Genomic DNA, 23369 nt, shown 5'->3' with positions numbered 1-23369 from the left:
CCCTGTGGGAGCGAGCTTGCTCGCGATGACAATGGAACATTCAACGCTGCACTAACGGATTCACCACGGTAATCGAGAACCCCATGCCTCAACCGCGTCCCTACAAAGTTGCACTCAACGGCTACGGCCGGATTGGTCGTTGCGTCTTGCGTGCGTTGTTCGAGCGAGGCTCGACGGCTGGGTTCGAGATTGTCGCGATCAACGATCTGGCGGACATGGCCAGCATCGAATACCTGACACGCTTCGACTCCACCCATGGCCGGTTCCCCGGCGAAGTGAAAGTCGACGGCGATTGTCTGCATATTAATGGCGACTGCGTGAAGGTCCTGCGCAGTGCCACCCCCGAAGGCATCGATTGGGCATCCCTGGGCATCGATCTGGTGCTGGAGTGCTCCGGCGCTTATCACACTCGCGAAGACGGCCAGCGTTTCCTCGACGCCGGCGCCCCGCGTGTGCTGTTTTCCCAGCCGATGGCCAGCGAGACCGATGTCGACGCGACCATTGTCTACGGCGTGAACCAGGATTGCCTGACCGGCGATGAACTGCTGGTGTCCAACGCGTCCTGCACTACCAACTGCGGCGTGCCGCTGTTGCGCCTGCTGAATCAGGCCATTGGCCTGGATTACGTGTCGATCACCACCATTCACTCGGCGATGAACGATCAGCCGGTCATCGATGCCTATCACCACGAAGACCTGCGCCGCACCCGTTCGGCGTTCCAGTCGGTGATTCCGGTGTCCACCGGTCTGGCGCGCGGTATCGAACGCCTGTTGCCGGAACTTGCCGGACGAATTCAGGCCAAAGCCGTGCGGGTGCCGACGGTCAACGTGTCCTGCCTCGATATCACGATGCAGACTGCCACTGCGACCGACGCCATCGAGGTCAACCGGATCCTGCGCGAAGCCGCCACCAGTGGCCCGCTCAAAGGCCTGCTGGCTTACACCGAGTTACCCCACGCAAGCTGTGATTTCAACCATGACCCACATTCGGCGATCGTCGATGCCAGTCAGACCCGCGTTTCCGGCCCACGGCTGGTGAACATTCTGGCCTGGTTCGACAACGAATGGGGTTTTGCCAACCGAATGCTGGACGTTGCAGAACACTATCTGCAAACAGCAACTTCAAAAAAACCGTAGGAAGTGCGACCCATGACCGTGTTGAAGATGTCCGACCTCGATCTGCAAGGTAAGCGCGTATTGATCCGCGAAGACCTCAACGTCCCAGTCAAGGACGGTGTTGTCACCAGCGATGCGCGTATCCTGGCCTCGCTGCCGACCATCAAGCTGGCCCTGGAAAAAGGCGCGGCCGTGATGGTCTGCTCGCACCTTGGCCGTCCGACCGAAGGCGAGTTCTCCGCCGAGAACAGCCTCAAGCCGGTTGCCGACTACTTGAGCCGTGCCCTGGGTCGTGAAGTGCCGCTGGTGGCCGATTACCTGGGCGGTGTTGACGTCAAGGCCGGCGATATCGTGCTGTTCGAAAACGTGCGCTTCAACAAAGGCGAGAAAAAGAACGCCGACGAACTGGCCCAGCAATACGCGGCCCTGTGCGACGTGTTCGTGATGGACGCCTTCGGCACCGCTCACCGTGCCGAGGGTTCGACCCACGGCGTGGCCAAGTTCGCCAAAGTCGCCGCTGCCGGCCCACTGCTGGCCGCTGAACTGGACGCACTGGGCAAAGCCCTGGGCGCCCCGGCCCAGCCGATGGCGGCCATCGTCGCCGGCTCCAAGGTGTCGACCAAACTCGACGTGCTGAACAGCCTGAGCCAGATCTGCGATCAGTTGATCGTCGGCGGCGGCATTGCCAACACCTTCCTGGCCGCTGCCGGTCACCCGGTCGGCAAGTCGCTGTACGAGCCGGACCTGCTCGACACTGCTCGCGCCATCGCCGCCAAAGTCAGCGTGCCGCTGCCAGTGGACGTGGTGGTTGCCAAGGAATTCGCTGAAAGCGCCGCTGCAACCGTCAAGCTGATCGCTGACGTCGCTGCCGACGACATGATCCTGGACATCGGCCCGCAAACCGCCGCGAACTTCGCCGAACTGCTGAAATCGTCAAAGACCATCCTGTGGAATGGTCCGGTCGGCGTGTTCGAGTTCGACCAATTCGGCAATGGCACCAAAGTGCTGGCCCAGGCCATCGCAGACAGCGCGGCGTTCTCCATTGCCGGCGGTGGCGACACCCTGGCTGCCATCGACAAATATGGCGTGGCCGAGCAGATCTCCTACATTTCTACCGGTGGCGGCGCGTTCCTCGAGTTCGTCGAAGGCAAGGTGCTGCCAGCCGTTGAAGTCCTGGAAAGCCGGGCCAAGGCCTGAGGGTCGCCCGTTTGACCAGGCAAGGGAGTGTTGACATGGTCAAGACGTTAGCGCTGTTGATCGTCGCAGGTTCGCTGGTGGCGTGCGGGAGTAACCCGAAGGCCACTGCGGAACCGGCGCCGTCCGAGTTGGACAAGGGCTGCTACCAGGCTGACTGGCAGGCCGAAACCAACCCGGTGCTCAACAAGCGTTCCGGGCCCGAAGGCCTGGACAAATACGAGACCCGGACGCCCGCCAAGGAACATGGCTGCCCTTGACGGGTCTGACTCATTACTCAGGGCTGGCAGCGTGCGCCGCCAGTCGAGGGACACGGATGAAAGGTTTTATCGCCGTTACGGCGCTGGCGCTGTTGGCCGGTTGTGCTCAGATGGATCAGTTGAACCCGTTCCAGTCGTCCGCGCCTGTGGATAACTGGACCACCTGGACCTGCGACAGCCAGGCCAAAGTGCTGTGGCGCTACACCGACGACAGCCGCAACGAAGTCGATGTGCGCCTTGGCGGTGCCGATCAGGTCTACCGCTTGAAGCAGGAACCGGGTGCATCGGGCTCGCTGTACAGCAATGACATGCTGGCGTTTCACATAAAAGGTGAGGAAGGCCTGGTTTACTGGGTCGCCACCAATGATTTGATCGGCCGTGGCTGTAGGGCTGATTAACACGATTGATTTGACGTACAGAGATCCAAATGTGGGAGCGGGCTTGCTCGCGAAAGCGGTGGATCAGCTTGCATAGATGTTGAATGTTGAGCCGCATTCGCGAGCAAGCCCGCTCCCACAAGGGTTCTATGCAGTTGTTGAGATTTTGGCATCACCCGAATTCGCAGCCCGGGCTCAACCCCCGATCTGCAATAACTTGAATAGCCGCCGCCGCTACGGCAGGCTGGCACGATTAACGACCCTCAACCGGGAGAGACACACACAATGGCACTTATCAGCATGCGCCAGATGCTGGACCACGCAGCCGAGTTCGGCTACGGCGTTCCAGCCTTCAACGTCAACAACCTTGAGCAGATGCGCGCCATCATGGAAGCCGCTGACAAGACTGACTCCCCGGTGATCGTCCAGGCTTCGGCCGGTGCTCGCAAATACGCCGGTGCACCGTTCCTGCGTCACCTGATCCTGGCGGCAATCGAAGAATTCCCGCACATCCCGGTGTGCATGCACCAGGACCACGGCACCAGCCCTGACGTCTGCCAGCGCTCCATCCAGCTAGGCTTCAGCTCGGTGATGATGGACGGTTCCCTGGGCGAAGACGGCAAGACCCCGACCGACTACGACTACAACGTGCGCGTCACCCAGCAGACCGTGGCCATGGCCCACGCCTGTGGTGTTTCGGTAGAAGGCGAACTGGGCTGCCTGGGTTCGCTGGAAACCGGCATGGCCGGTGAAGAAGACGGCATCGGCGCCGAAGGCGTTCTGGATCACAGCCAGATGCTGACCGACCCGGAAGAAGCCGCTGACTTCGTAAAACGCACTCAGGTTGATGCCCTGGCCATTGCCATCGGCACCAGCCACGGCGCCTACAAGTTCACCAAGCCGCCTACCGGCGACGTGCTGGCGATCGACCGCATCAAGGAAATCCACAAGCGCATTCCGAACACTCACCTGGTGATGCACGGTTCGTCTTCGGTTCCGCAAGAGTGGCTGGCGATCATCAACCAGTACGGCGGCGACATCAAGGAAACCTACGGCGTACCGGTTGAAGAAATCGTCGAAGGCATCAAGCACGGCGTGCGCAAGGTCAACATCGACACCGACCTGCGTCTGGCATCCACTGGCGCCATGCGTCGCCTGATGGCCACCAACCCGAGCGAATTCGACCCGCGTAAATTCTTCGGCGCCACCGTTACCGCCATGCGCGACGTGTGCATCGCTCGCTACGAAGCCTTCGGTACCGCCGGCAACGCTTCGAAGATCAAGCCGATCTCCCTGGAAGGCATGTATCAGCGTTACCTGAAAGGTGAGTTGAACGCCAAGGTCAACTAAGACCGGGCGTTAAGCTGCACAAATGAAGAACCCGCCGCGAGGCGGGTTTTTTGTGGGCGATGATCCATGGTCGACGCGGTCAGTGTGGGAGCGGGCTTGCTCGCGAAAGCGTTGTGTCATTCAACATCAATGTCGCCTGACATTACGCCTTCGCGAGCAAGCCCGTTCCACAGGGTCAACGGTGCCCCGACATTATTGATTGTGATCGATATCCAGTTTGCTGAAGGTCACTTTCCCGCCTTCAGTGGTGTACCCGGTGTTGTCCTGCACATAGACCCCGGCCTTGAAGTACAGCGGCTTGTTGCGCCAGGTTGTGCTGATTTGCGTATCCCACTGATAACCTGCAGCGCTGATGCCCAAGGCCCCGCCGGGGCTGAGGTGGATGAGGTAGTTGAACTCCTGGTCGAGTTTCACCCCTGTCGCAACAATGATCACCCGGCCTGTATCGTCATCGGGATGCATCCGGACCTTGGCGACGATATTGCCGGTGGCCGTACTGGTTTTGTATTGGTACTCGACCTTCACCAGAGGTTTCTGGCTTTGATAGGCATGGATCTGGCCGATGACGATTTTCCCGGAGCTCGGCACCTGGTTCACTGCCAGCGTGGCATACAACAAGTTGTCGGCCTCTGGGTAATACCAGTTTTTCAACGTGCCGTTGCTGTAGGTTTCACGTAATTCGGTGCGCGGATAAATCGCGTTTTCGGTACGGGAACCGGTCACGGGCGTCCAGAAAAACAATGTGCCGGTGTCGGAGTGGAAGTATTGATCCTTGAAGCCATCCACCAGTTTGGCGGTTTCGACGGTGTACGGCGGGCTGCCAACGGGAACGCTGAGGTTCCAGGTTGCGAGATCGATCATGTCGGTTCTTCCACTGGGTTCATGCTGCACGGGCGTGCCAGAAGCTCTAGACCGCACCTTTTAGGCGGCCTTTATAATCGTAGCGGGGTATTTTGTTAACGCTCGCCTGACGGGTGGTTGACGTCAACATCCTGTCGAAATGCCATCTTTCCCGGTTTTATGGGGCTGAACCATCGACCGTTAGTCGGCAAAAAGTCACAATGGTGAATGCTGGCTCACTGATACCTTCTGCTTTTGCAGAACCGGGTCTAGAGTGAAGGCACAGTATTTGTCCGGTTTTCACGAGAAACCGGCCTGACGCCCCGCAATTAGAGAAGCAGCATGGAATGCGCGCAACCCACGCCAGTAGAAGGCGGCTCAACCCTTTTAGTCGTAGACGATTACCCTGAAAACCTGATCAGCATGCGCGCGTTGTTACAGCGCCAGGGCTGGCGGGTCATTACTGCCACCTCGGGATTCGACGCCCTCGGCTTGTTGCTTGAACACGATATCGACCTGGTGTTGCTGGACGTGCAGATGCCGGGCATGGACGGTTATGAAGTGGCGCGCCTGATGCGCGGTAGCCAGCGGACCCGCCTCACGCCGATCATTTTCCTGACTGCCAATGAACAGTCCCAGGACGCGGTCATCAAGGGCTATGCCAGCGGTGCGGTGGATTACCTGTTCAAGCCGTTCGACCCGCAGATTTTCACGCCCAAGGTCCAGGCGTTGCTCGAACACCAACGCAACCGCCGGGCTTTGCAGCGCTTGAGTCACGATCTGGAATCCGCCCGGGCCTTTAATGCATCGGTGCTGGATAACGCGGCCGAAGGCATTCTGGTGTTGGGTGAGGACGGCCTGATCCGTTTTGCCAATCCGGCGATGTCGCGGCTGCTCAATGCCCCGGTGCAGGAACTGCAAGGCAAGGAGTTTCTGGACTATCTGCAAAAGCCCCATGTCCCGGTCTGGGCCGATTCAGAGTTTTTCACGGGCTACAAACGTGGCGATACCTTGCGCCTGCACGATGCTCTGCTGCGTACGACGCGTGGCCAGCAGGTGCCGGTGGCCTTGTCCTGTGCGCCATTGCCTGTCGAGCAACATGCAATGGTCGTGACCGTGCTGGACATGTCGGTGGTGCGTCATCTGCATCAGCAACTGGAGTTTCAGGCGGTCACCGATCCGCTGAGCGGATTGCTCAACCGCCGCGGTTTCTACCAGACCGTAGAGAACCTGCTGTTGCGCGGTGAGCGTTCCGACAGTTCCTGGGTCTTGATGTATCTGGACCTCGACGGCTTCAAGCGCGTCAATGATTCGCTCGGGCACGATGCCGGCGATCGGGTGCTGCGCTGGGTCTCCGAACAATTGAAGGCTTGCTTGCGGCCCTTCGACATTCTGGCGCGGATGGGTGGCGATGAATTCACCGCGTTGCTGGATCTGGAGTTTCCCGAGCAAGCGGCGAAGATTGCCGAAAAGCTCATCGAGCGCGTGTCGATCTGTCAGCAGGTCGACGGTCTCGATATCGCTCTGGGTGCCAGTATCGGCATTGCTACATTCCCCGATTGTGGTGCCAATCTCGACGGGATGCTGCGGGCGGCCGACATCGCCATGTACGAAGCCAAGCGTGCCGGTCGTCAGCAATATCGTTTCTACGATCACGAAATGAACGGTCGGGCGCGCTCGCGGCTGATGCTCGAAGAAAGTGTGCGCACGGCCATCGAGAACCGGGATTTCAACCTGGTGTATCAGCCTCAGGTTGCGATTGCGGACGGGCGGATTCGAGGCTTCGAGGCCTTGCTGCGCTGGCAGCATCCGAGCGTAGGCGACGTGCCGCCGGGACTGTTTTTGCCATTGCTGGAAGAGGCGCGGCTGATCAGTCGTCTGGGCAGCTGGATCTACCACCGCAGCGCGGGGCAGCGCAAAGCCTGGGAAACCCTGTTTACCGATGATCTGGTGCTCGGCGTCAGCTTGAGCAGCACGCAGTTCGGCATGCCCAATCTGGTCACCGAACTGCGCCAGGTACTGGAGCGCCATGGCTTGCAGCCGCGTCATCTGGAGGTCGAGATCACGGAAGAGGCCTTGATGCATCACCCCGAGGAAACCCGCAAGCAGTTACGCCTGTTGCACAATCTGGGCGTACGAGTGGCATTGGATGACTTCGGGGTCGGCCCGTGCTCCCTGTCGCACCTGCGCGACCTGGAGTTGGACACCCTCAAGCTCGACCGGCATTTGATAGCCCGCTTGCCGGACTCGGTACGGGATGCGGCGCTGGTGCGCAGTGTGATCGACTTGTGCAAACAGTTCGGGGTGCTGGTGATTGCCGAAGGGGTGGAAACCGTCGCGCAGTATGAATGGCTGCGGGCCAACGGCTGCGAATATGTGCAAGGCTTTCTGGTGGCCCGGCCGATGATGGCCGAGGACGCCGGAGTCTTTGTCCAGCCGTTTGACTGGAGCGCGCTGCCCCGCTGAATTCGCTACACTGGCGACCTTTCAGTGACCTGTATTGCCGCCCCGATGACCGAGTTGAAATATCTCCAGGCCTATCCCGCCACCTTGCAGGATCAGGTGCGCCAGCTGATCGCCGACGGTCGGCTGGGCGATTACCTGAGCCAGCGTTATCCGCAAAAGCATGGTGTGCAGAGCGACAAGGCGCTGTACACCTATGCCCTGGACCTCAAGCAGGAATACCTGCGTAATGCTCCTGCCATCGACAAGGTGCTGTTCGACAACCGCCTGGACCTCACTCACCGTGCCCTTGGCCTGCACACCACGATCTCCCGGGTGCAAGGCGGCAAGCTCAAGGCCAAGAAGGAAATCCGCATCGCTTCGCTGTTCAAGGAAGCGCCTTGCGAGTTCCTGAAAATGATCGTGGTGCATGAGCTGGCGCACTTCAAGGAATCGGACCACAACAAGGCTTTCTACAAACTGTGCGAGCACATGCTGCCGGGGTATCACCAGGTGGAGTTCGATGTGCGGGTGTACCTGACGTGGCGGGATCTGCAGGTGCTGCCGCAGGCTGCGATCTTTTAAGGAGCAATGGATGGACGTGAGCAAGACCAAGAGCAGCTTCTATCGCCGTTTGTATGTGGCGTACCTGATCGACAGCGGACTGGCCAGCAGCGTCCCGGCGCTCACCGAAGTGACCGGCATGCCCCGGCGCACGGCGCAGGACACCATCGCGGCGTTGGCGGATCTGGATATCCTCTGTGAATTCGAGCAGGAAGAGGGCGCGCGCAACCATGCGGGGCGCTATCGGATTCGCGAGTGGGGTGCGATTGATCGAGGGTGGATCGAGCGTAATCTGCGGCAGATCAAGGCGGTGCTGGAGTATCCCTGAAATCTTTCAGTGGTTTGACTGACGCCTTCGCGAGCAAGCCCGCTCCCACACTGGAATGCGGTCCCCTGTGGGGGCGGGCTTGCTCGCGAAGAGGCCCTTACGGACGACGCATGCCAATGTGTGGAATGCCATCTTCCACATATTCCTCACCCGCCACGACAAAGCCATAGCGCCCGTAATACCCCTGCAAATGCGCCTGGGCCGAAAGGTAGACCGGCAGGCCTGGCCAGTACTTCTCGATCTGTTTCAGCGCCTGATCCATCAGTTCATGCCCCAGGCCCACGCCGCGTGCCTGCGGGGCAATGATCACCCGCCCGATCACCACGTCGCCGCCCTGCGATTGCGGGTCAAGCAACCGCAGGTAGGCCACCAGTTGGTTACCGTCCCAGGCCATCACGTGGCAGGTGTCGCCCTCCAGGTCCTGGCCATCGATATCCTGGTAAACGCATTTCTGCTCGACGACGAACACTTCTGCGCGCAGCTGCAAAATGGCGTACAGCTGCTCCTTGCCCAGGTCGCTGTGATGTTTGCAGATCCAATCGACTGTCATGTTTTGATTCCCTGAAAACGTCGTTCCGATACTAAGCGCACTCACGCCAGAAGTCTTTATGGCAGGAGAATCTGTGACAAAGGCCAAAATGCCATCATTCATTTCTCGCGTGGATGTCTTCTTTGTGTAATCTGGATCGAAGCGCTGTGCTGTGGCTTCGCTGAGCTAATGTTGAGTGCCCGGGTATTGCCGGATCAGGGGCCTTGGGTTTTTGGCTGAAAACACGTCGGGCAATCGCCCGCTAAGGATTTTTCTAGCATGCCGCGATTGCATCGAGCTTTTGCCTTGATTGGATTGCTGTTGCTGGTTCAGGGTGCAGCGGCAGAAAAACTGCGGTTGGTCGCTGATGCCTGGCCACCCTTTACCGATGCCACGCTCATCAATGGTGGTCTGGCCACGGACATTGTCAGTACCGCGCTCGCCAGGGCCGGCTATGCCAGTGAGTTTGAACAAGTGCCCTGGGCGCGGGCCTTGATGGGGTTGGGTGAGGGCCGATATGACGTGCTGGTCAACGCCTGGTACACCGAGGAGCGGACAAGACTCGGCCAGTTTTCCGGCGAATACCTGCTCAATCGCGTACGTTTTCTCAAGCGTAAAGACGCGCCCATCGAATTCAATAACCTGCAGCAATTGCACACTTATCCGATTGCCATCGTGCGCGGTTACGCCTATTCGCCCGGGTTCGACAGCGATGACTCGTTGCAGAAAGTCCCCGTGCACAGCTTCGCCATGGCCGTGCGTATGGTCGCTGCCGACCGGGTCAAACTGACGCTGGAAGATGAGTACGTCGCCCGCTATTACCTCGCCCGCGAGTCACCCAAGGTACGAAACGCCGTGGAATTCCTGCCCAAGGCCCTGAGCGAGAACAGCCTGCATATTCTGGTCAGCCTGAAGAACCCGCAGCATGAGCAGATCGTTGCCGGGTTCGACCGGGAGATTGCGGCGATGAAGGCGGATGGCAGTTATGAAAAGTTGATGAAGCAGCATGGGATGTGAATGGGTTGTGCCAGTTTCGGTGTTGTTGCTGATGACCCCATCGCGAGCAAGCTCGCTCCCACAGTGGGCGAAGGCGAACACAAAGCTTGTGACCACCAGATAACCCTGTGGGAGCGAGCTTGCTCGCGATGAGGCCCGCTCAGACACCACAGATCTCAATCCTCACTCGTATCCTTGATGAGATGCGCCGCCAGTGTCCGCAACGGTCCGAGCTGCCGGCAGATCAGCGCCAGTTGTGTCTGCACCAGCCGCTGGCCTTCGTCGATTTCATCCGGCATCTGTTCCAGCTCATTGGCCAGTGCTTCTTCTTCATCGCTCTGGATCGCAATCGAAGCCTTGCTCGCCAGCCCCTGGGCGATCTCGTCGATGCTGGCAGCCAGTTTCACCCCGGCCCCCTCGATCAACTGTTCACGCACGTCTGCCGGCAGTTGGGTTTCCCGGTGCGCTCCCAGGCCTGACAGGTAACTGAGCAGCGTGTGCGACAGCACCAGGAAGCGGAAGCCCACGTCCGCTTCTTTTCGGAAATGCCCCGGCTCCATCAGCATATTGGCCAGCGTGGTCGACAGCGCCGCGTCGGCGTTGTGCGCGTTGCGGCGGGCCAGGCGGTAGGCCAGGTCGTCGCTTTTGCCCGCGGCGTACTGCTGCATGATCTGGCGCAGGTAAATGCTGTTGCAGGCCAGGGTGTTGGCCAGCACTTTGTTCAGGCGCCGGCCCTGCCAGTCCGGCAGGAACAGGAACACCGCCAGCCCGGCGATCAGGCTGCCGAGCAAGGTATCGAACAACCGTGGCAGGAACAATCCGTAACCGTCACCCACCTGGTTGAAGCAGAACAGCACCATCAGGGTGATTGCCGCCGTCGCCAGGGTGTAGCGAGTGGTGCGGTTGGTAAAGAACACCACCCCGGCGGCAATGGCGAAGCACGACTGGATCAGCGGGTTCGGGAACAGGTCGAACAGCGCCCAGGCCAACGTCAGGCCGATGGCGGTGCCAATGATCCGTTGACCGAGTTTGCGGCGGGTGGCGCCGTAGTTCGGTTGGCAGACGAACAGCGTCGTGAGGATGATCCAGTAGCCCTGGGACGGGTGGATCAAATGCACCATGGCGTAGCCGATACTCAACGCCAGGGGCAATCGCAGGGCATGACGGAACAGCAACGAGGTCGGCGTCAGCTGCGTGCGCAGGCGAACCCACACGTCCTTGAGGTTGCGGGGCGAACGGTCGAGCAAGCTGCTGTCGGTGGCGTCGGCCAGGGCGTCGGGGTTGCTGGCATCGCTGAGCAAGCGGTCGAGGGTGCCTAGGTTGGCTGCCAGTGCGCGCAGCGAACGCAGCAGGCCGCGCCAGGCCGGGTTGCTCTGGATGCGCAGGTGTTCGAGAGAGGCATCCAGATCGCTGAGAGCCTCGGTGAAACTGGCGTCATAGGTGAACGGTTGACGCATCTGGATCGATTCGGCCAGGGCACGGCAGGCTTTGCCTTGCTGACGCAACAGGCGTTGGCAGCGGAACATGACGTCACTGTGGAAAAACGCTTCTGCGAGTGCGTTGTACGGATAGTGTGAAGAGCTGGCGCGTTCGTGGATGTCCTGGGCGAGAAAGTACAGTTTCAGGTAGCGGCTGACCTTCGAACCCGGGCGCCCGTTGCTGACCCGGTGCAGGATGATTTCCTTGGCGGCATTCAGTGCCGCCACCACCCGGCCGTTCTGCTGGGCCAGTTCCAGGCGCCGGGCTTCCACATCCATCTGCCGGATCGGCTCGAACAGCGAGGATTTCAGCTTCAGGTAAAAGCCCAGTTCGCGGAACAGCCGCGCAAGGCTCTGCTGCACCGGCTGATTGGAAAACAGCGCCTGCCACAACACCGACAGCAGGCCATACCAGGCGGCACCGGCCACCAGCAGCACCGGCTCGTGCCAGACGTCGGTCACCGCGCCGCCACGCTGGTCCACGCCGATCATGGTGTAGACCGACAGGATCAAGGTTGCCGAAGCAATCGCGCCATAGCGCTCGCCGAGAGCGCCGAGCATGGTCAGGCAGAACGCGGCCAGGGCGAAAGCGATGATAAACAGCGAGGGGTAGGGGAAGAGCAGTTCGACGGACAGGGCGGCGACAGCGAAACACACCAGCGTCACCGCCAGCGCGTTGAGACGGCCCTGCCAGCTGTCGTCGGTCTCGGCCAGGGCACTGGCGATAATCCCCAGGAACAACGGGATCAGCAGGCCCATTTCGTCCTGATACCAACACAGCGCCATGGTGCCGGTCAGGGCAATGAACACCCGTACGCTGTAGCTGAATTTATCCAGCGCCCAAAGGCGCCGCAGAGACTGGCGGAACGAAGTCGATGACATGAAGTGCGAGGGCCTTCCGAGGCAATGACGCTAAATTGAGCCACTAATGACGCCGACGCAATGGCGCCTATCACATCAGACAGCAAAATCTGTTCCTTTGAGCTTCACGCATAACAAATGTGGGAGCGGGCTTGCTCGCGAATACAATCTGTCAGCCGATATCTCTGTCGACTGACACACCGCCTTCGCGAGCAAGCCCGCTCCCACATTTTGATTTGTGTTTGTCAGACGTACTGCGCCGCGGCGTAACCGGAGGCCCACGCCCACTGGAAGTTGAATCCGCCAAGATGCCCGGTGACATCCAGCACTTCGCCGATGAAATACAGGCCCGGGCTTTTCAGTGATTCCATGGTCTTGGACGACACTTCATTGGTATTGACGCCGCCCAGGGTCACCTCGGCGGTGCGATAACCCTCGGTGCCCGCCGGCACGACTTTCCAGCTCGCCAGTTTCTCGGCGATGTCAGCCAGTTCCGCGTGGGTGTACTGCTTCATCGGTTTGGAGACGAACCAGTTGTCCGCCAGCAGGTTGGCCATCTTCTTGGTGAAGATTTCACCGAGCAGGGTTTTCAGCTCGCTGTTGGGGCGTTCGGCTTGTTGCTGTTGCAGCCAGTCCGGCACGTCGTGATCCGGCATCAGGTTGATCTCGACGGTATCGCCGGACTCCCAGAACGACGAGATCTGCAAAATCGCCGGGCCGCTGAGGCCGCGGTGGGTAAACAGGATGTTCTCGCGGAAGCTCTGGTCGTTGCAGCTCACCAGACAATCCACCGATGTACCGGACAACTCGGTGCACAACACCTTGAGCTGATCGGTGATGGTGAATGGAACCAGGCCGGCGCGGGTCGGCAGCAGTTCGTGGCCGAACTGCCTGGCCACCTGGTAACCGAAGCCGGTGGCGCCCAGCGTCGGGATCGACAGGCCGCCAGTGGCGATCACCAGGGATTCGCAGGTGATCTGATCGAGCGTCGTGTCCAGCAAATAGCCTTTCTCAAGCTTCTCGATGGTCTGGATAGAGGTGTCCAGGTGCAGGCTGACGCCGACCTGGTCGCACTCGTTCAGCAGCATTTCGAGGATGTCGCTGGACTTGTTATCGCAGAACAACTGGCCGAGTTTTTTCTCGTGGTACGGCACACCGTGCTTGGCCACCATGCCGATGAAATCCCATTGGGTATAGCGGGCCAGGGCGGATTTGCAGAAATGGGCATTCTGCGAGAGAAAATTGCCTGGTTCTGTGTACATGTTGGTGAAATTGCAGCGACCACCGCCAGACATCAGGATTTTCTTGCCGGCCTTGTTGGCATGGTCGAGCAACAGCACCTTGCGCCCGCGCCCGGCGGCGGTCAGTGCACACATCAACCCTGCGGCGCCAGCGCCAATGATCACGACTTCGGTAGAGCGCAAAACGGTGTCCTCTTGATGACTCACCACAAAACAAACCTGTAGGAGCGAGCCTGCTCGCGATGGACGTCAACGATAACGCGGGGTGTCTGATACCCAGCGGTGTTCTGTCGTCCATCGCGAGCAGGCTCGCTCCTACAGGGGGCGATGCGTTTTTACAGGATGCGCACGCGCAACGAACGGCCCTTGATCTTGCCGTCGTTCAAACGCTGCAAGGCCTGCTTGGCGACGCCGCGCTCCACGGCCACATAGGCCTGGAAGTCGAAAATCGCGATCTTGCCGACCTGGGCGCCGGGGATGCCGGCGTCACCGGTCAGTGCGCCAAGAATGTCGCCCGGACGGACCTTGTCCTTGCGGCCGCCAGCGATGCACAGGGTGCTCATCTGCGGCAACAGCGGACCACCGCCCTTGGAGGTGAGGTTGTCCACCTGATCCCAGGTCAGCGGTGTTTTCTGCAATTGCTCGATGGCTTGTGCACGCTGCGCTTCGGACGGTGCCACCAGGCTGATCGCCAGGCCTTTCTCACCGGCGCGGCCGGTACGGCCGACGCGGTGGATGTGGATTTCCGAATCACGGGCCAGCTCGACGTTGATCACCATGTCCAGGGAATCGATGTCCAGACCACGGGCAGCAACGTCGGTGGCGACCAGTACCGAAGTACTGCGGTTGGCGAACATCGCCAGCACCTGGTCACGGTCGCGCTGTTCCAGATCACCGTGCAGGCCAACGGCGGAGATGCCTTTGGCGGTCAGGTGATCGACGGTTTCCTGAACCTGTTGCTTGGTGAAGCAGAAGGCTACGCAGGACGCCGGGCGGAAGTGGCCAAGTACCTTGGTCACCGCACTCATGCGGTCATCCGGGGAGATCTCGTAGAAGCGCTGCTCGATCTGCGTGTCGTCGTGGAACGCTTCGGCCTTCACTTGCTGCGGGTTGCGCATGAACTTCGAGGCCAGTTGCTTGATGCCTACCGGGTAGGTCGCGGAGAACAACAGGGTCTGGCGACGCTCCGGGGCCTGCATGATGATTTCTTCGATGGAATCGTAGAAACCCATGTCGAGCATGCGGTCGGCTTCGTCGAGGATCAGGGTGTTGAGGCCGTGAAGGACCAGCGAGCCCTTGCGCAGGTGCTGCTGGATGCGCCCCGGCGTGCCGACGATGATGTGCGCGCCGTGCTCCAGCGAAGCGATCTGCGGGCCGAGGGACACGCCGCCGCACAGGGTCAGGACCTTGATGTTGTCTTCGGCACGGGCCAGGCGACGGATTTCCTTGGCAACCTGGTCGGCCAGCTCGCGGGTCGGGCACAGGATCAGTGCCTGGCAACCGAAGTAACGCGGATTGATCGGGTTCAGCAGGCCGATGCCGAAGGCAGCGGTCTTGCCGCTGCCGGTCTTGGCCTGGGCGATCAGGTCCATCCCTTTGAGGATCACCGGCAAGCTTTGCGCCTGGATCGGCGTCATCTGGGCATAACCGAGGGATTCGAGGTTAGCCAGCATGGCGGCAGACAGCGGCAAAGTATTAAATTCGGTGGCGATGGTGGTCACGGGACTGGCCTGCAAAACAAAATGTCGCGCAGTGTACCAGTCCGATGGCCATTCGCCCTAAGGCTCTATGTGTTCTTCCGGACGTTTGACGCGCCGTCCGTCATTCTTTGACAGTTGCGAGAAGATTGTCGCGGCCAGCATCGCCATGATTCCCACGGTCACGAAGGTCAATTGGAATGCCCCCAGGACCGTGTCCACGCCATCATTACCAATCTCCGCCGTAAAGCCGCCGAGCAATGCACCGGCGCAGGCAACGCCCAGGCTCAGGGACAATTGCGCGACCACCGACAGCAGGCTGTTGCCGCTGCTGGCGCTGGCGTCGTCGAGGTCGATCAGGGTCACGGTGTTCATCGCGGTGAACTGCAGGGAGTTGATTGCGCCAAGGATCGCCAGCAGGCACAGCAGCAGCCAATACGGCGTCTGCTCGCTGACCAGGCCCATGCTCGCCAGCATGATGCCCAGTGCCAGGGTGTTGCCGGTGAGCACGATGCGATAACCCAGCCGCTCGATCAGTGGCCGGGCCACCCACTTGGCGATCATCGCCGCAGCGGCTAGCGGCAGCATGCTCATCCCGGCCTGGGACGGCGAATAGCCCAGCGCCACTTGCAGCAGCAACGGCACGAGAAAGGGCAGGGCGCCGCTGCCGAGGCGGGCGAACAGGTTGCCGAGAATGCCCACGGCAAAGGTTCGGGTTTTGAACAGCGACGGTGCGAACAACGGGTTCTCGATGTGTCCGGCGCGCAACCAGTACGCTGCCAGGCACGCCATGCCGCCGAACAGCAGCAACATCACCCGCAGGTGAGGCAGGTGCAATTCGCCCAGGCCTTCCATGGCGATGGTGATCAGAATCATCGCCGCGCCGAACAGCACGAAGCCCAGGCTATCGAAACGGGTGCGTTCCGAGCCGCGCAGGTCCGGGATGAATTTCCACACGGCGTAGCATCCCACCAGTCCCACCGGCAGGTTGATCAGGAAGATCCAGTGCCAGGTCAGGTATTGCACCATCCAGCCGCCCATGGTCGGGCCGATCAGCGGGCCGAGCAGCCCGGGAATGGTGATGAAGCCCATGATCCGTACCAGTTCCGAACGCGGGTAGGCGCGCAGCACCACCAGCCGCCCGACCGGCAGCATCAACGCCCCGCCCAGGCCCTGGATCACCCGGGCGCCGATCAGCAGGCTCAGGCTGCTCGACAATGCGCAGAGCAATGAGCCGAGACTGAACAGCAGGATTGCGCTGAAGAAGATCTTCCTGGTGCCAAAACGGTCGGCGATCCAGCCCGAAGCCGGGATCAGCAAGGCGACCGTGAGCATGTAGGCGATGATCACCCCTTGCATGCGCAATGGGTCTTCGGCCAGGTCGCGGGCCATGGCCGGCAGGGCGGTGTTGAGGATCGTCCCGTCGAGGGACTGCATGAAGAAGGCAATGGCGACGACCCAGGGTATCCAGCGGGCGGTGATAGCGTCGAGAGGCGGGCGGTTGGGCATGGGACCTCTTGTGGTGGTCAGGTAACCGGACCCTGTGGGAGCGGGCTTGCCCGCGAAGAGGTCGTCACATCCAACATCAAGGTCGACTGACCTACCGCTTTCGCGGGCAAGCCCGCTCCCACAGGTATTGCGTTTACAGCGTCAGGGTCAACCGGCTGACCAACGCCCCCGGCAGCAACGCCGAAGCCGTCGCCCGCTGGCTGTACGTACTCGCCGACAACAACAACTCCCGTTCCGCAGTCAACGCCTCCAGCCGCGAACCGAGCAGGCTGAAGGCGCTGTCATCAAAGCGCATGGTGTTGACCGGTGCTTGAATCTCGCCGTTCTCGACCCAGAAAGTGGCGAAGCGGGTCATGCCGGTCAGGCGCGCGGCCGGTTGATCCGAAAAGTTCAGGTACCACAGATTGCTGATGTACAGCCCCGTACCCAACTGCTTGAGGATGTCCGCGTCAGGCAATGCCCCGGCTTTCATGTTCAGCGCGCTCGGGGATTCACCGCCGCTGGCGCCGTTGGCAGTCAAACCGTATTCCGCGGCGCTGCGCGAACTCACCAGTTGTGCTCCGGCCTTGCCGTTGACGATCAACCCCAGGTCACTGCGCGGATAACCCTCATCGGAAAACGCCGGGCTCAGTGAACCGCTGACTTTTTCGTCCAGCGAGACCAGCGGGCTGAATGCGCTGTCGCCACCGTAGAGCCTTTGCAGCGGGCTGCTTTTGCTGGCGATCGACTGTGCCGAGAAACCACCCCAGCACAGCATGCCCATGATTTCTTCCAGCGCCGCCGGTGCCAGATAAGCGCGGTACTGGCCGGGCGCCAAAGTGCGTAGCGGCCGTCCCAGAAACTCAAGTTGCTCGCGGGCTTGCTCGAAGCGTTTGGCAAAGCCTTCGCTGTTCCAGTCCTGCCCGGCATAGCTGGCCTTTACCGCCTGGCCGTTCTCGTGGAACAGGCTGAAGTCGAAATTGAAACTGTTGGCCTGATGCCAGCCGAAGGCGCCCGAAGAACTGGCAAAACCACGACTGATCGGTCCGGCAGCGTAGAAACCGACAAGATCCAGGCCTTCGGCGGCCTGGGTGATTTGCGCGACCACCTGTTCGGTGTCCGGCAGCGGTTGGGCCTGCACGTTGTTGCTCTGCCAGCCATTGTGGTTGAGCAGCAGATACGGGTCCGGAGGTAGCAGCGGCAAGGTGTCGCGCAGCTGTTGCAGGCCTTCGTTCAAACGTTGCAGGTCAATCTGGGGATCGCCGGCCAACGTGATTTGCAGGTCGGCATGGCGGCCTTCGTTGATCAGTTTCAGGCCGATGCTCGCCTGCTGCACCTGACCGGCCTGACGCACCTTGGCGTGGTTGAAACGTATGAAGGCCGAGGATTCGGCGGCGTAGCTGAGGGTGAACTGTTCGGGCTCGTGAAGCGCTGCACGCAGGCTGTTGACCAGCGCCTTGAACGATGCGGACTGGCTGATTGACGGATGCATCAGGCGTCTCCTCCGAATACATCAACGTTACTGAACACGCAGGCCGGTGACGCGTGGCCGACGCGGATCACCTGGTTCGGCTCGCCCTTGCCGCAATTCGGTGTGCCGAGGACCTTGAAGGTACTGGCATCGCCGACAGCGCTGAGGCTTTTCCAGAACTGCGCGGAGATGCCCCTGTAATTGGGATTTTTTACCACGCCTTTGAGTTCGCCGTTTTCGATCAGTTGGCCCCATTCGCAGCCGAACTGGAATTTATTGCGGGCATCGTCGATCGACCAGGAACGGTTGGTCGACATCAGCACGCCGTGTTCGATACCGCCGATCAGCTGTTCGATGGACTGATCGCCCGGCTCGATGTTGAGGTTGGCCATGCGATCGATCGGCGGGCGATTCCAGCCACAGGCGCGGCTGTTGGCGACGCCGTCCATGCCGGCACGGAATTGCGACAACGCGCCGCCCAGCGGGCGCAGCAACAGGCCTTCGCGGATCAGGAACTGTTTGCTGGCGGGCGTGCCGTCGTCGTCATGGCCGTAGCTGGCGAGCTCCTCGGGGATGTCCGGGTCGAAGGTCACGTTGAGCAGGCCGGAGCCGTATTGCAGGCTGCCGAAATCTTCGGCTTTGACGAAACTGGTGCCGGCGTAATTGCGCTCGTCACCCAGTATGCGGTCCAGCTCCAGCGGGTGGCCGATGGATTCGTGGATTTGCAGCATCATCTGGTCGGGCATCAGCAGCAGGTCGCGCTTGCCTTGCGGTGTGTTCGGCGCCAGCAGCAGTTGCAGCGCCTGATCAGCCACCTGGGCACCGGCACCGATCAGGCCGCAGCGGCTGATGACGTCCGCCGCGCCTTGCTGGCCGAAGTTCTCGCGACCCAGGCTGCGGGTCTGGCTGTCTTTGCCGTCGTAGGCCGTGACGTCCAGGCCAGGGTACACAAAGCGTTGGGCCTGGCGCAGTTCGGCACCGGCGCTGTTGAGATAAATCTGCTCGACGTGAGTGATGCCGAGGCTGACCTGCCAGTTCACCAGGCGCTCGTCCCTGGGCACGGCGGCCGACTCGGCGCCGAGCAGTTGGTAGCAGTCGCTCAGGGACGGGAAGGGCTGGTCGAGGTTCGGCGAAAAGTAATCGGCGCGGTCGCTGGAAACAGCCTGTTCACGCAGGTCCAGCAAGGCATGGGGCTTGAGTCGACGGGCCTGGAACTCGGCGCGCTCGAGGGCGGCCTGCAGGCCTTGTTGCGACAGATCGTTGGTCGCCGCATAGACCTCGACGCCATTGACCCGCACGGTCAGCATCGCCCCTTCGTCACGGCTCAGGCTCGGCGGTTCGGCGATGTTCTTGCGCACCGACAGGTACTGCCCGGATTCGCGCACATAACGCAGGGAAAAGAATTCAGCACCCGTGCGCAAGGCAGCGAAGCGCTGCTTGAGCTGGGGGTAGAAATCGAACATTCGTGAACCTCCTGGTTATGGAGTGGCGATGGCGCGGTGCTGCGAGGGGAAGGGGTGAAACGATTGCGTGGCGCTAGATTAGGCCTGCGAGGGGGGAGGATCAAGTTTGGATCGGACTTGCGAGTGATTGCCGGGAGAGAGGTGTTGCCTGGCCGGGCCTCTTCGCGAGCAAGCCCGCTCCCACAGTAGTCCTGGCTGGATCACAAATCTGCAATCCAACCCGAAACCTGTGGGAGCGGGCTTGCTCGCGAATGGCCGTGACGCGATGTAACGCCTTACACCGTCTGGCTCACTTCCCGCACCGGCTTGCCCTTCACCGGTGCATCACCGGCCACATAGTAAGTGGCTGTGCTGCGCGGCAATGGCTTGCGACCACGGATCTTGTCGGCGATTTTCTCGGCCATCATGATCGTGGGTGCGTTGAGGTTGCCGGTGGTGATGATCGGCATGATCGAGGCATCGACCACGCGCAGGCCTTGCATGCCATGCACACGACCTTCGCCATCGACCACGGCCATGTCGTCGGTGCCCATCTTGCACGAGCAGGACGGGTGGAACGCAGTTTCGGCGTGTTCGCGGATGAACTTGTCCAGTTGCTCGTCGGTTTGCACCTCGATGCCGGGACTGATCTCGCGACCACGGAAAGCGTCCAGCGCCGGCTGTTGCATGATTTCACGGGTCAGGCGGATGCCGTCGCGGAACTCCTGCCAGTCCTGCTCGGTGGCCATGTAGTTGAACAGGATGCTCGGGTGCTGGCGTGGGTCCTTGGACTTGGCCTGGATGCGCCCACGGCTTGGCGAACGCATGGAGCCCATGTGCGCCTGGAAGCCGTGCTCTTTCACACCGTTGCTGCCGTTGTAGTTAATCGCCACCGGCAGGAAGTGGTACTGAATGTTCGGCCATTCGAATTCCGGACGGGTGCGGATGAAGCCGCCGGCTTCGAACTGGTTGCTGGCGCCGATGCCGGTGCCGTTGAACAGCCACTCGGCACCGATGGCCGGCTGGTTGTGCAGGAGCAGCGACGGGTACAGCGAGACTGGCTGGGTGCAAGCGTATTGCAGGTACAGCTCAAGGTGATCCTGCAGGTTTTCACCGACGCCCGGCAGGTCGTGGACCACCGGAATGTCGAGCTTTTTCAGCAGCTCGGCCGGGCCGACGCCGGAGCGTTGCAGGATCTGCGGCGAAGCGATGGCACCGGAGCACAGCAGCACTTCCTTGCGTGCTTTGACTTCAACGCGCTCTTCAGCGTCGCCGACCAGGTAACGCACGCCGACCGCACGCTTGCCTTCGAACAGGATCTTGTCGGTCAGGGCGTGGGTGACGATGGTCAGGGTCGAACGCTTCTTGGCGACGTCCAGGTAACCACGGGCGGTGGAGGCACGACGACCTTTCGGTGTCACGGTGCGATCCATCGGGCCGAAGCCTTCCTGCTGGTAGCCGTTCAAGTCTTCGGTGCGCGGGTAGCCGGCCTGCACGCCGGCTTCAACCATGGCGTGGAACAGCGGGTTGTTGCCGGCTTTCGGCGTGGTCACGCTGACCGGGCCGTCGCCACCGTGGTAGTCGTTCGGGCCGATGTCGCGGGTTTCCGCTTTACGGAAATACGGCAGGCAGTCCAGGTACGACCAGTCTTCCAGGCCTGGCAGTTTCGCCCAGCCGTCGTAGTCCATGGCGTTGCCGCGGATGTAGCACATGCCGTTGATCAGCGAAGAACCGCCCAGGCCCTTGCCGCGACCGCACTCCATGCGACGACCGTCCATGTGTGGCTCTGGATCGGTTTCGTAGGCCCAGTTGTAGCGACGGCCCTGCAGCGGGAACGCCAGGGCGGCCGGCATTTGTGTGCGGAAGTCGAAACGGTAGTCCGGGCCGCCGGCTTCGAGCAGCAGGACGGTGACGCCTGCGTCTTCGGTCAGACGGGTCGCCAGGGTGTTACCGGCCGAGCCGGCACCGATGATGATGTAGTCGAATTCTTGGGACATTGAATGCACCCTCTTTGATGGTGGTCAGGTCGGGCCTCGGCGAGTGCTGTGCACTCGATTCGCGAGCAAGCCCGCTCCCACATTTGATCTCTGGTGTACACAGAATCTGTGTCCACTGGTCCCTTGTGGGAGCGGGCTTGCCCGCGAAGAGGCCCTCGCAGGCACTACAAGACTCGGGTCTTAGAACACCGAGACGTAATCGCCCAGCTCGACCTGTACCGACTTGATGCGGGTGAAGTTGTTCAGCGAGCTGATGCCGTTCTCACGGCCGACACCCGACTGCTTGTAGCCGCCAACCGGCATCTTCGCGTCGGACTCGCCCCAGGCGTTGATCCAGCAGATACCGGCTTCCAGTTGATGAATCACGCGGTGCGCGCGGTTCAGGTCGCGGGTGACGATACCGGCGGCCAGGCCGAATTCGGTGTCGTTGGCACGGCGGATCACTTCTTCTTCGGTTTCGTAGGTGAGGATCGCCATCACCGGGCCAAAGATTTCTTCACGGACGATGGTCATGTCGTCGGTGCAGTCGGTGAACACGGTCGGGGCCACGAAGGCGCCTTTGGCGAATTCGCCGTCGGTCAGACGCTCGCCGCCGCACAGCAGGCGTGCACCTTCTTCCTTGCCCTTGGCGATGTAGCCCAGCACGCTTTCCATGTGGGCGAAGCTGACCAGAGGGCCGAAGTTGGTGTTTTCGTCTTCAGGGTTGCCGACGCGGATGCGCGCAACGCGCTCAACGATCTTGGCTTCGAAAGCGGCTTTCAGGTGGGCCGGTACGAACACGCGGGTGCCGTTGGTGCAGACCTGGCCGGAGCTGTAGAAGTTGGCCATCATCGCGGTGTCGGCAGCACGATCGAGGTCGGCGTCGTCACAGATGATCAGCGGGGACTTGCCGCCCAGTTCCATGGTCACGTCCTTGAGCGAAGAGCTCGAAGCGCTGGCCATGACTTTCTTGCCGGTGTCGGTGCCGCCGGTGAACGAGACTTTCTCGATGCGCGGGTGCTCGGTCAGCCAGGTGCCGACTTCACGGCCACTGCCGGTCAAGACGTTGAACACGCCGTTTGGCACGCCGGCTTCGGTGTAGATCTCGGCCAGTTTCAGGGTGGTCAGCGAGGTGACTTCGCTTGGCTTGAAGATCATCGCGTTACCGGCCGCCAGGGCTGGCGCGGATTTCCACAGGGCGATCTGGATCGGGTAGTTCCACGCGCCGATACCGGCCACAACGCCCAGCGGCTCGCGACGGGTGTAGACGAACGACGTGGTGCGCAGCGGAATCTGCTCGCCTTCGATGGCCGGAACCAGGCCTGCGTAGTACTCCAGCACATCAGCGCCGGTGACGATGTCGACGTAGCGGGTTTCGGAGTACGACTTGCCGGTGTCCAGGGTTTCCAGGGCGGCCAGTTCGTCGTTGCGCTCACGCAGGATTTCCACGGCGCGACGCAGGATGCGCGAACGCTCCATGGCGGTCATGGCGGCCCAGATTTTCTGGCCCTTTTCGGCGCTGACGACGGCGCGCTCGACGTCATCGAAGGTGGCACGTTGTACTTTTGCGAGGACTTCACCGTTAGCCGGGTTGATGGCTTCGAAAGTGGCGTCGCTGCTGGCGTCAGAGTAAGCGCCATCGATGTAGAGTTTTTGCAATTCGAAACGGGCCATAAAGTCCTCGCAAGTGCATCAGTGATTGGCGCGGTCCGGTGGTTGA

At 61.0% G+C, this 23369-nt stretch carries 19 protein-coding genes; 9 read left to right on the top strand and 10 right to left on the bottom strand.

Annotated features, from left to right (window positions below):
- The first annotated feature begins 83 nt into the window (after positions 1–83).
- The 5 genes from epd (at position 84) to fba (ending at position 4296) form a co-directional block, all read left to right on the top strand.
- Positions 84–1136, top strand: a complete 1053-nt coding sequence (gene epd / locus KSS91_RS26870; RefSeq protein ID WP_217836586.1) for an erythrose-4-phosphate dehydrogenase — start codon at positions 84–86, stop codon at positions 1134–1136.
- 12 nt (positions 1137–1148) lie between these two features.
- Entirely contained in the window at positions 1149–2312 is a 1164-nt protein-coding gene (locus tag KSS91_RS26865; RefSeq protein WP_007975464.1) for a phosphoglycerate kinase, read from the top strand.
- Between the two features lie 35 nt (positions 2313–2347).
- Positions 2348–2569 carry a hypothetical protein gene (locus tag KSS91_RS26860; RefSeq protein ID WP_015097165.1) on the top strand — a complete coding sequence of 74 codons (222 nt, stop codon included), beginning with the start codon at positions 2348–2350 and terminating at the stop codon, positions 2567–2569.
- A 56-nt stretch (positions 2570–2625) separates the two neighbouring features.
- The gene (locus tag KSS91_RS26855; RefSeq protein WP_217836585.1) at positions 2626–2967 is read left to right on the top strand and encodes an MliC family protein; all 342 of its coding nucleotides are present in this window, start codon (positions 2626–2628) and stop codon (positions 2965–2967) included.
- 264 nt (positions 2968–3231) lie between these two features.
- Entirely contained in the window at positions 3232–4296 is a 1065-nt protein-coding gene (gene fba, locus KSS91_RS26850; protein ID WP_007975467.1) for a class II fructose-bisphosphate aldolase, read from the top strand.
- Between the two features lie 192 nt (positions 4297–4488).
- On the opposite strand, the gene KSS91_RS26845 is transcribed toward fba, so the two are convergent.
- The gene (locus tag KSS91_RS26845) at positions 4489–5157 is read right to left on the bottom strand and encodes a polysaccharide lyase family 7 protein (protein WP_217836584.1); all 669 of its coding nucleotides are present in this window, start codon (positions 5155–5157) and stop codon (positions 4489–4491) included.
- A gap of 321 nt (positions 5158–5478) precedes the next feature.
- On the opposite strand from KSS91_RS26845, the gene KSS91_RS26840 reads away from it, so the two are divergent.
- The 3 genes from KSS91_RS26840 to KSS91_RS26830 are packed head-to-tail and all read left to right on the top strand — an operon-like array spanning position 5479 to position 8470.
- Entirely contained in the window at positions 5479–7602 is a 2124-nt protein-coding gene (locus KSS91_RS26840; RefSeq protein ID WP_217836583.1) for a putative bifunctional diguanylate cyclase/phosphodiesterase, read from the top strand.
- A gap of 45 nt (positions 7603–7647) precedes the next feature.
- Positions 7648–8163 (top strand): YgjP-like metallopeptidase domain-containing protein, encoded by a 516-nt coding sequence (locus KSS91_RS26835; protein ID WP_217836582.1) that lies wholly within the window; start codon positions 7648–7650, stop codon positions 8161–8163.
- A gap of 10 nt (positions 8164–8173) precedes the next feature.
- Positions 8174–8470 carry a winged helix-turn-helix domain-containing protein gene (locus KSS91_RS26830; protein WP_126048012.1) on the top strand — a complete coding sequence of 99 codons (297 nt, stop codon included), beginning with the start codon at positions 8174–8176 and terminating at the stop codon, positions 8468–8470.
- A 97-nt stretch (positions 8471–8567) separates the two neighbouring features.
- Here KSS91_RS26830 and KSS91_RS26825 read toward each other — a convergent pair whose 3' ends face one another.
- Positions 8568–9020 carry a GNAT family N-acetyltransferase gene (locus KSS91_RS26825; protein WP_015097160.1) on the bottom strand — a complete coding sequence of 151 codons (453 nt, stop codon included), beginning with the start codon at positions 9018–9020 and terminating at the stop codon, positions 8568–8570.
- 258 nt (positions 9021–9278) lie between these two features.
- Between KSS91_RS26825 and KSS91_RS26820 the strand changes: the two genes are divergently transcribed.
- Positions 9279–10016 carry a substrate-binding periplasmic protein gene (locus KSS91_RS26820; protein WP_217836581.1) on the top strand — a complete coding sequence of 246 codons (738 nt, stop codon included), beginning with the start codon at positions 9279–9281 and terminating at the stop codon, positions 10014–10016.
- Positions 10017–10171: 155 nt separating this feature from the next.
- Here the strand turns inward: KSS91_RS26820 and yccS are convergent, their stop codons facing one another.
- The 8 genes from yccS to betB all read right to left on the bottom strand — a co-directional run bounded on the left by yccS (position 10172) and on the right by betB (position 23323).
- Positions 10172–12355 carry a YccS family putative transporter gene (gene yccS, locus KSS91_RS26815; protein WP_217836580.1) on the bottom strand — a complete coding sequence of 728 codons (2184 nt, stop codon included), beginning with the start codon at positions 12353–12355 and terminating at the stop codon, positions 10172–10174.
- A 224-nt stretch (positions 12356–12579) separates the two neighbouring features.
- Positions 12580–13758 (bottom strand): BaiN/RdsA family NAD(P)/FAD-dependent oxidoreductase, encoded by a 1179-nt coding sequence (locus KSS91_RS26810; protein ID WP_217838479.1) that lies wholly within the window; start codon positions 13756–13758, stop codon positions 12580–12582.
- 152 nt (positions 13759–13910) lie between these two features.
- The gene (gene dbpA / locus KSS91_RS26805; protein ID WP_238540823.1) at positions 13911–15248 is read right to left on the bottom strand and encodes an ATP-dependent RNA helicase DbpA; all 1338 of its coding nucleotides are present in this window, start codon (positions 15246–15248) and stop codon (positions 13911–13913) included.
- Positions 15249–15353: 105 nt separating this feature from the next.
- Positions 15354–16781 (bottom strand): multidrug transporter subunit MdtD, encoded by a 1428-nt coding sequence (mdtD, locus tag KSS91_RS26800; protein ID WP_217836579.1) that lies wholly within the window; start codon positions 16779–16781, stop codon positions 15354–15356.
- A gap of 133 nt (positions 16782–16914) precedes the next feature.
- Positions 16915–18252 (bottom strand): TldD/PmbA family protein, encoded by a 1338-nt coding sequence (locus tag KSS91_RS26795; RefSeq protein WP_015097156.1) that lies wholly within the window; start codon positions 18250–18252, stop codon positions 16915–16917.
- Entirely contained in the window at positions 18252–19694 is a 1443-nt protein-coding gene (locus KSS91_RS26790) for a TldD/PmbA family protein (RefSeq protein ID WP_217836578.1), read from the bottom strand. The genes KSS91_RS26795 and KSS91_RS26790 overlap by 1 nt, the downstream gene beginning before the upstream one ends.
- A gap of 275 nt (positions 19695–19969) precedes the next feature.
- A complete protein-coding gene (betA, locus tag KSS91_RS26785) occupies positions 19970–21670 on the bottom strand; it encodes a choline dehydrogenase (RefSeq protein WP_217836577.1) in 1701 nt (566 codons plus the stop codon).
- Positions 21671–21850: 180 nt separating this feature from the next.
- On the bottom strand, positions 21851–23323 hold the full coding sequence (betB, locus tag KSS91_RS26780) for a betaine-aldehyde dehydrogenase (protein WP_015097153.1): 1473 nt from the start codon (positions 23321–23323) through the stop codon (positions 21851–21853).
- Positions 23324–23369 lie beyond the last annotated feature (46 nt).

Source organism: Pseudomonas azerbaijanorientalis, from assembly GCF_019139795.1.
GTDB classification, from domain to species: domain Bacteria; phylum Pseudomonadota; class Gammaproteobacteria; order Pseudomonadales; family Pseudomonadaceae; genus Aquipseudomonas; species Aquipseudomonas laurylsulfatiphila.
The sequence above is the reverse complement of the archived record's forward strand: the minus strand, read 5'-3'. Positions and strand labels throughout refer to the sequence as shown.

Bases quoted from the DNA above. Each gene is read 5' to 3' on its own strand.
- KSS91_RS26840 (WP_217836583.1), top strand. From the start codon at position 5,479: ATGGAATGCGCGCAACCCACGCCAGTAGAAGGCGGCTCAACCCTTTTA.
- KSS91_RS26865 (WP_007975464.1), top strand. From the start codon at position 1,149: ATGACCGTGTTGAAGATGTCCGACCTCGATCTGCAAGGTAAGCGCGTA.
- KSS91_RS26855 (WP_217836585.1), top strand. From the start codon at position 2,626: ATGAAAGGTTTTATCGCCGTTACGGCGCTGGCGCTGTTGGCCGGTTGT.
- KSS91_RS26795 (WP_015097156.1), bottom strand. From the start codon at position 18,252: ATGCATCCGTCAATCAGCCAGTCCGCATCGTTCAAGGCGCTGGTCAAC.
- mdtD (WP_217836579.1), bottom strand. From the start codon at position 16,781: ATGCCCAACCGCCCGCCTCTCGACGCTATCACCGCCCGCTGGATACCC.
- KSS91_RS26860 (WP_015097165.1), top strand. From the start codon at position 2,348: ATGGTCAAGACGTTAGCGCTGTTGATCGTCGCAGGTTCGCTGGTGGCG.
- yccS (WP_217836580.1), bottom strand. From the start codon at position 12,355: ATGTCATCGACTTCGTTCCGCCAGTCTCTGCGGCGCCTTTGGGCGCTG.
- KSS91_RS26835 (WP_217836582.1), top strand. From the start codon at position 7,648: ATGACCGAGTTGAAATATCTCCAGGCCTATCCCGCCACCTTGCAGGAT.
- fba (WP_007975467.1), top strand. From the start codon at position 3,232: ATGGCACTTATCAGCATGCGCCAGATGCTGGACCACGCAGCCGAGTTC.
- KSS91_RS26825 (WP_015097160.1), bottom strand. From the start codon at position 9,020: ATGACAGTCGATTGGATCTGCAAACATCACAGCGACCTGGGCAAGGAG.
- betA (WP_217836577.1), bottom strand. From the start codon at position 21,670: ATGTCCCAAGAATTCGACTACATCATCATCGGTGCCGGCTCGGCCGGT.
- KSS91_RS26790 (WP_217836578.1), bottom strand. From the start codon at position 19,694: ATGTTCGATTTCTACCCCCAGCTCAAGCAGCGCTTCGCTGCCTTGCGC.
- KSS91_RS26820 (WP_217836581.1), top strand. From the start codon at position 9,279: ATGCCGCGATTGCATCGAGCTTTTGCCTTGATTGGATTGCTGTTGCTG.
- epd (WP_217836586.1), top strand. From the start codon at position 84: ATGCCTCAACCGCGTCCCTACAAAGTTGCACTCAACGGCTACGGCCGG.
- betB (WP_015097153.1), bottom strand. From the start codon at position 23,323: ATGGCCCGTTTCGAATTGCAAAAACTCTACATCGATGGCGCTTACTCT.
- KSS91_RS26845 (WP_217836584.1), bottom strand. From the start codon at position 5,157: ATGATCGATCTCGCAACCTGGAACCTCAGCGTTCCCGTTGGCAGCCCG.
- KSS91_RS26830 (WP_126048012.1), top strand. From the start codon at position 8,174: ATGGACGTGAGCAAGACCAAGAGCAGCTTCTATCGCCGTTTGTATGTG.
- dbpA (WP_238540823.1), bottom strand. From the start codon at position 15,248: ATGCTGGCTAACCTCGAATCCCTCGGTTATGCCCAGATGACGCCGATC.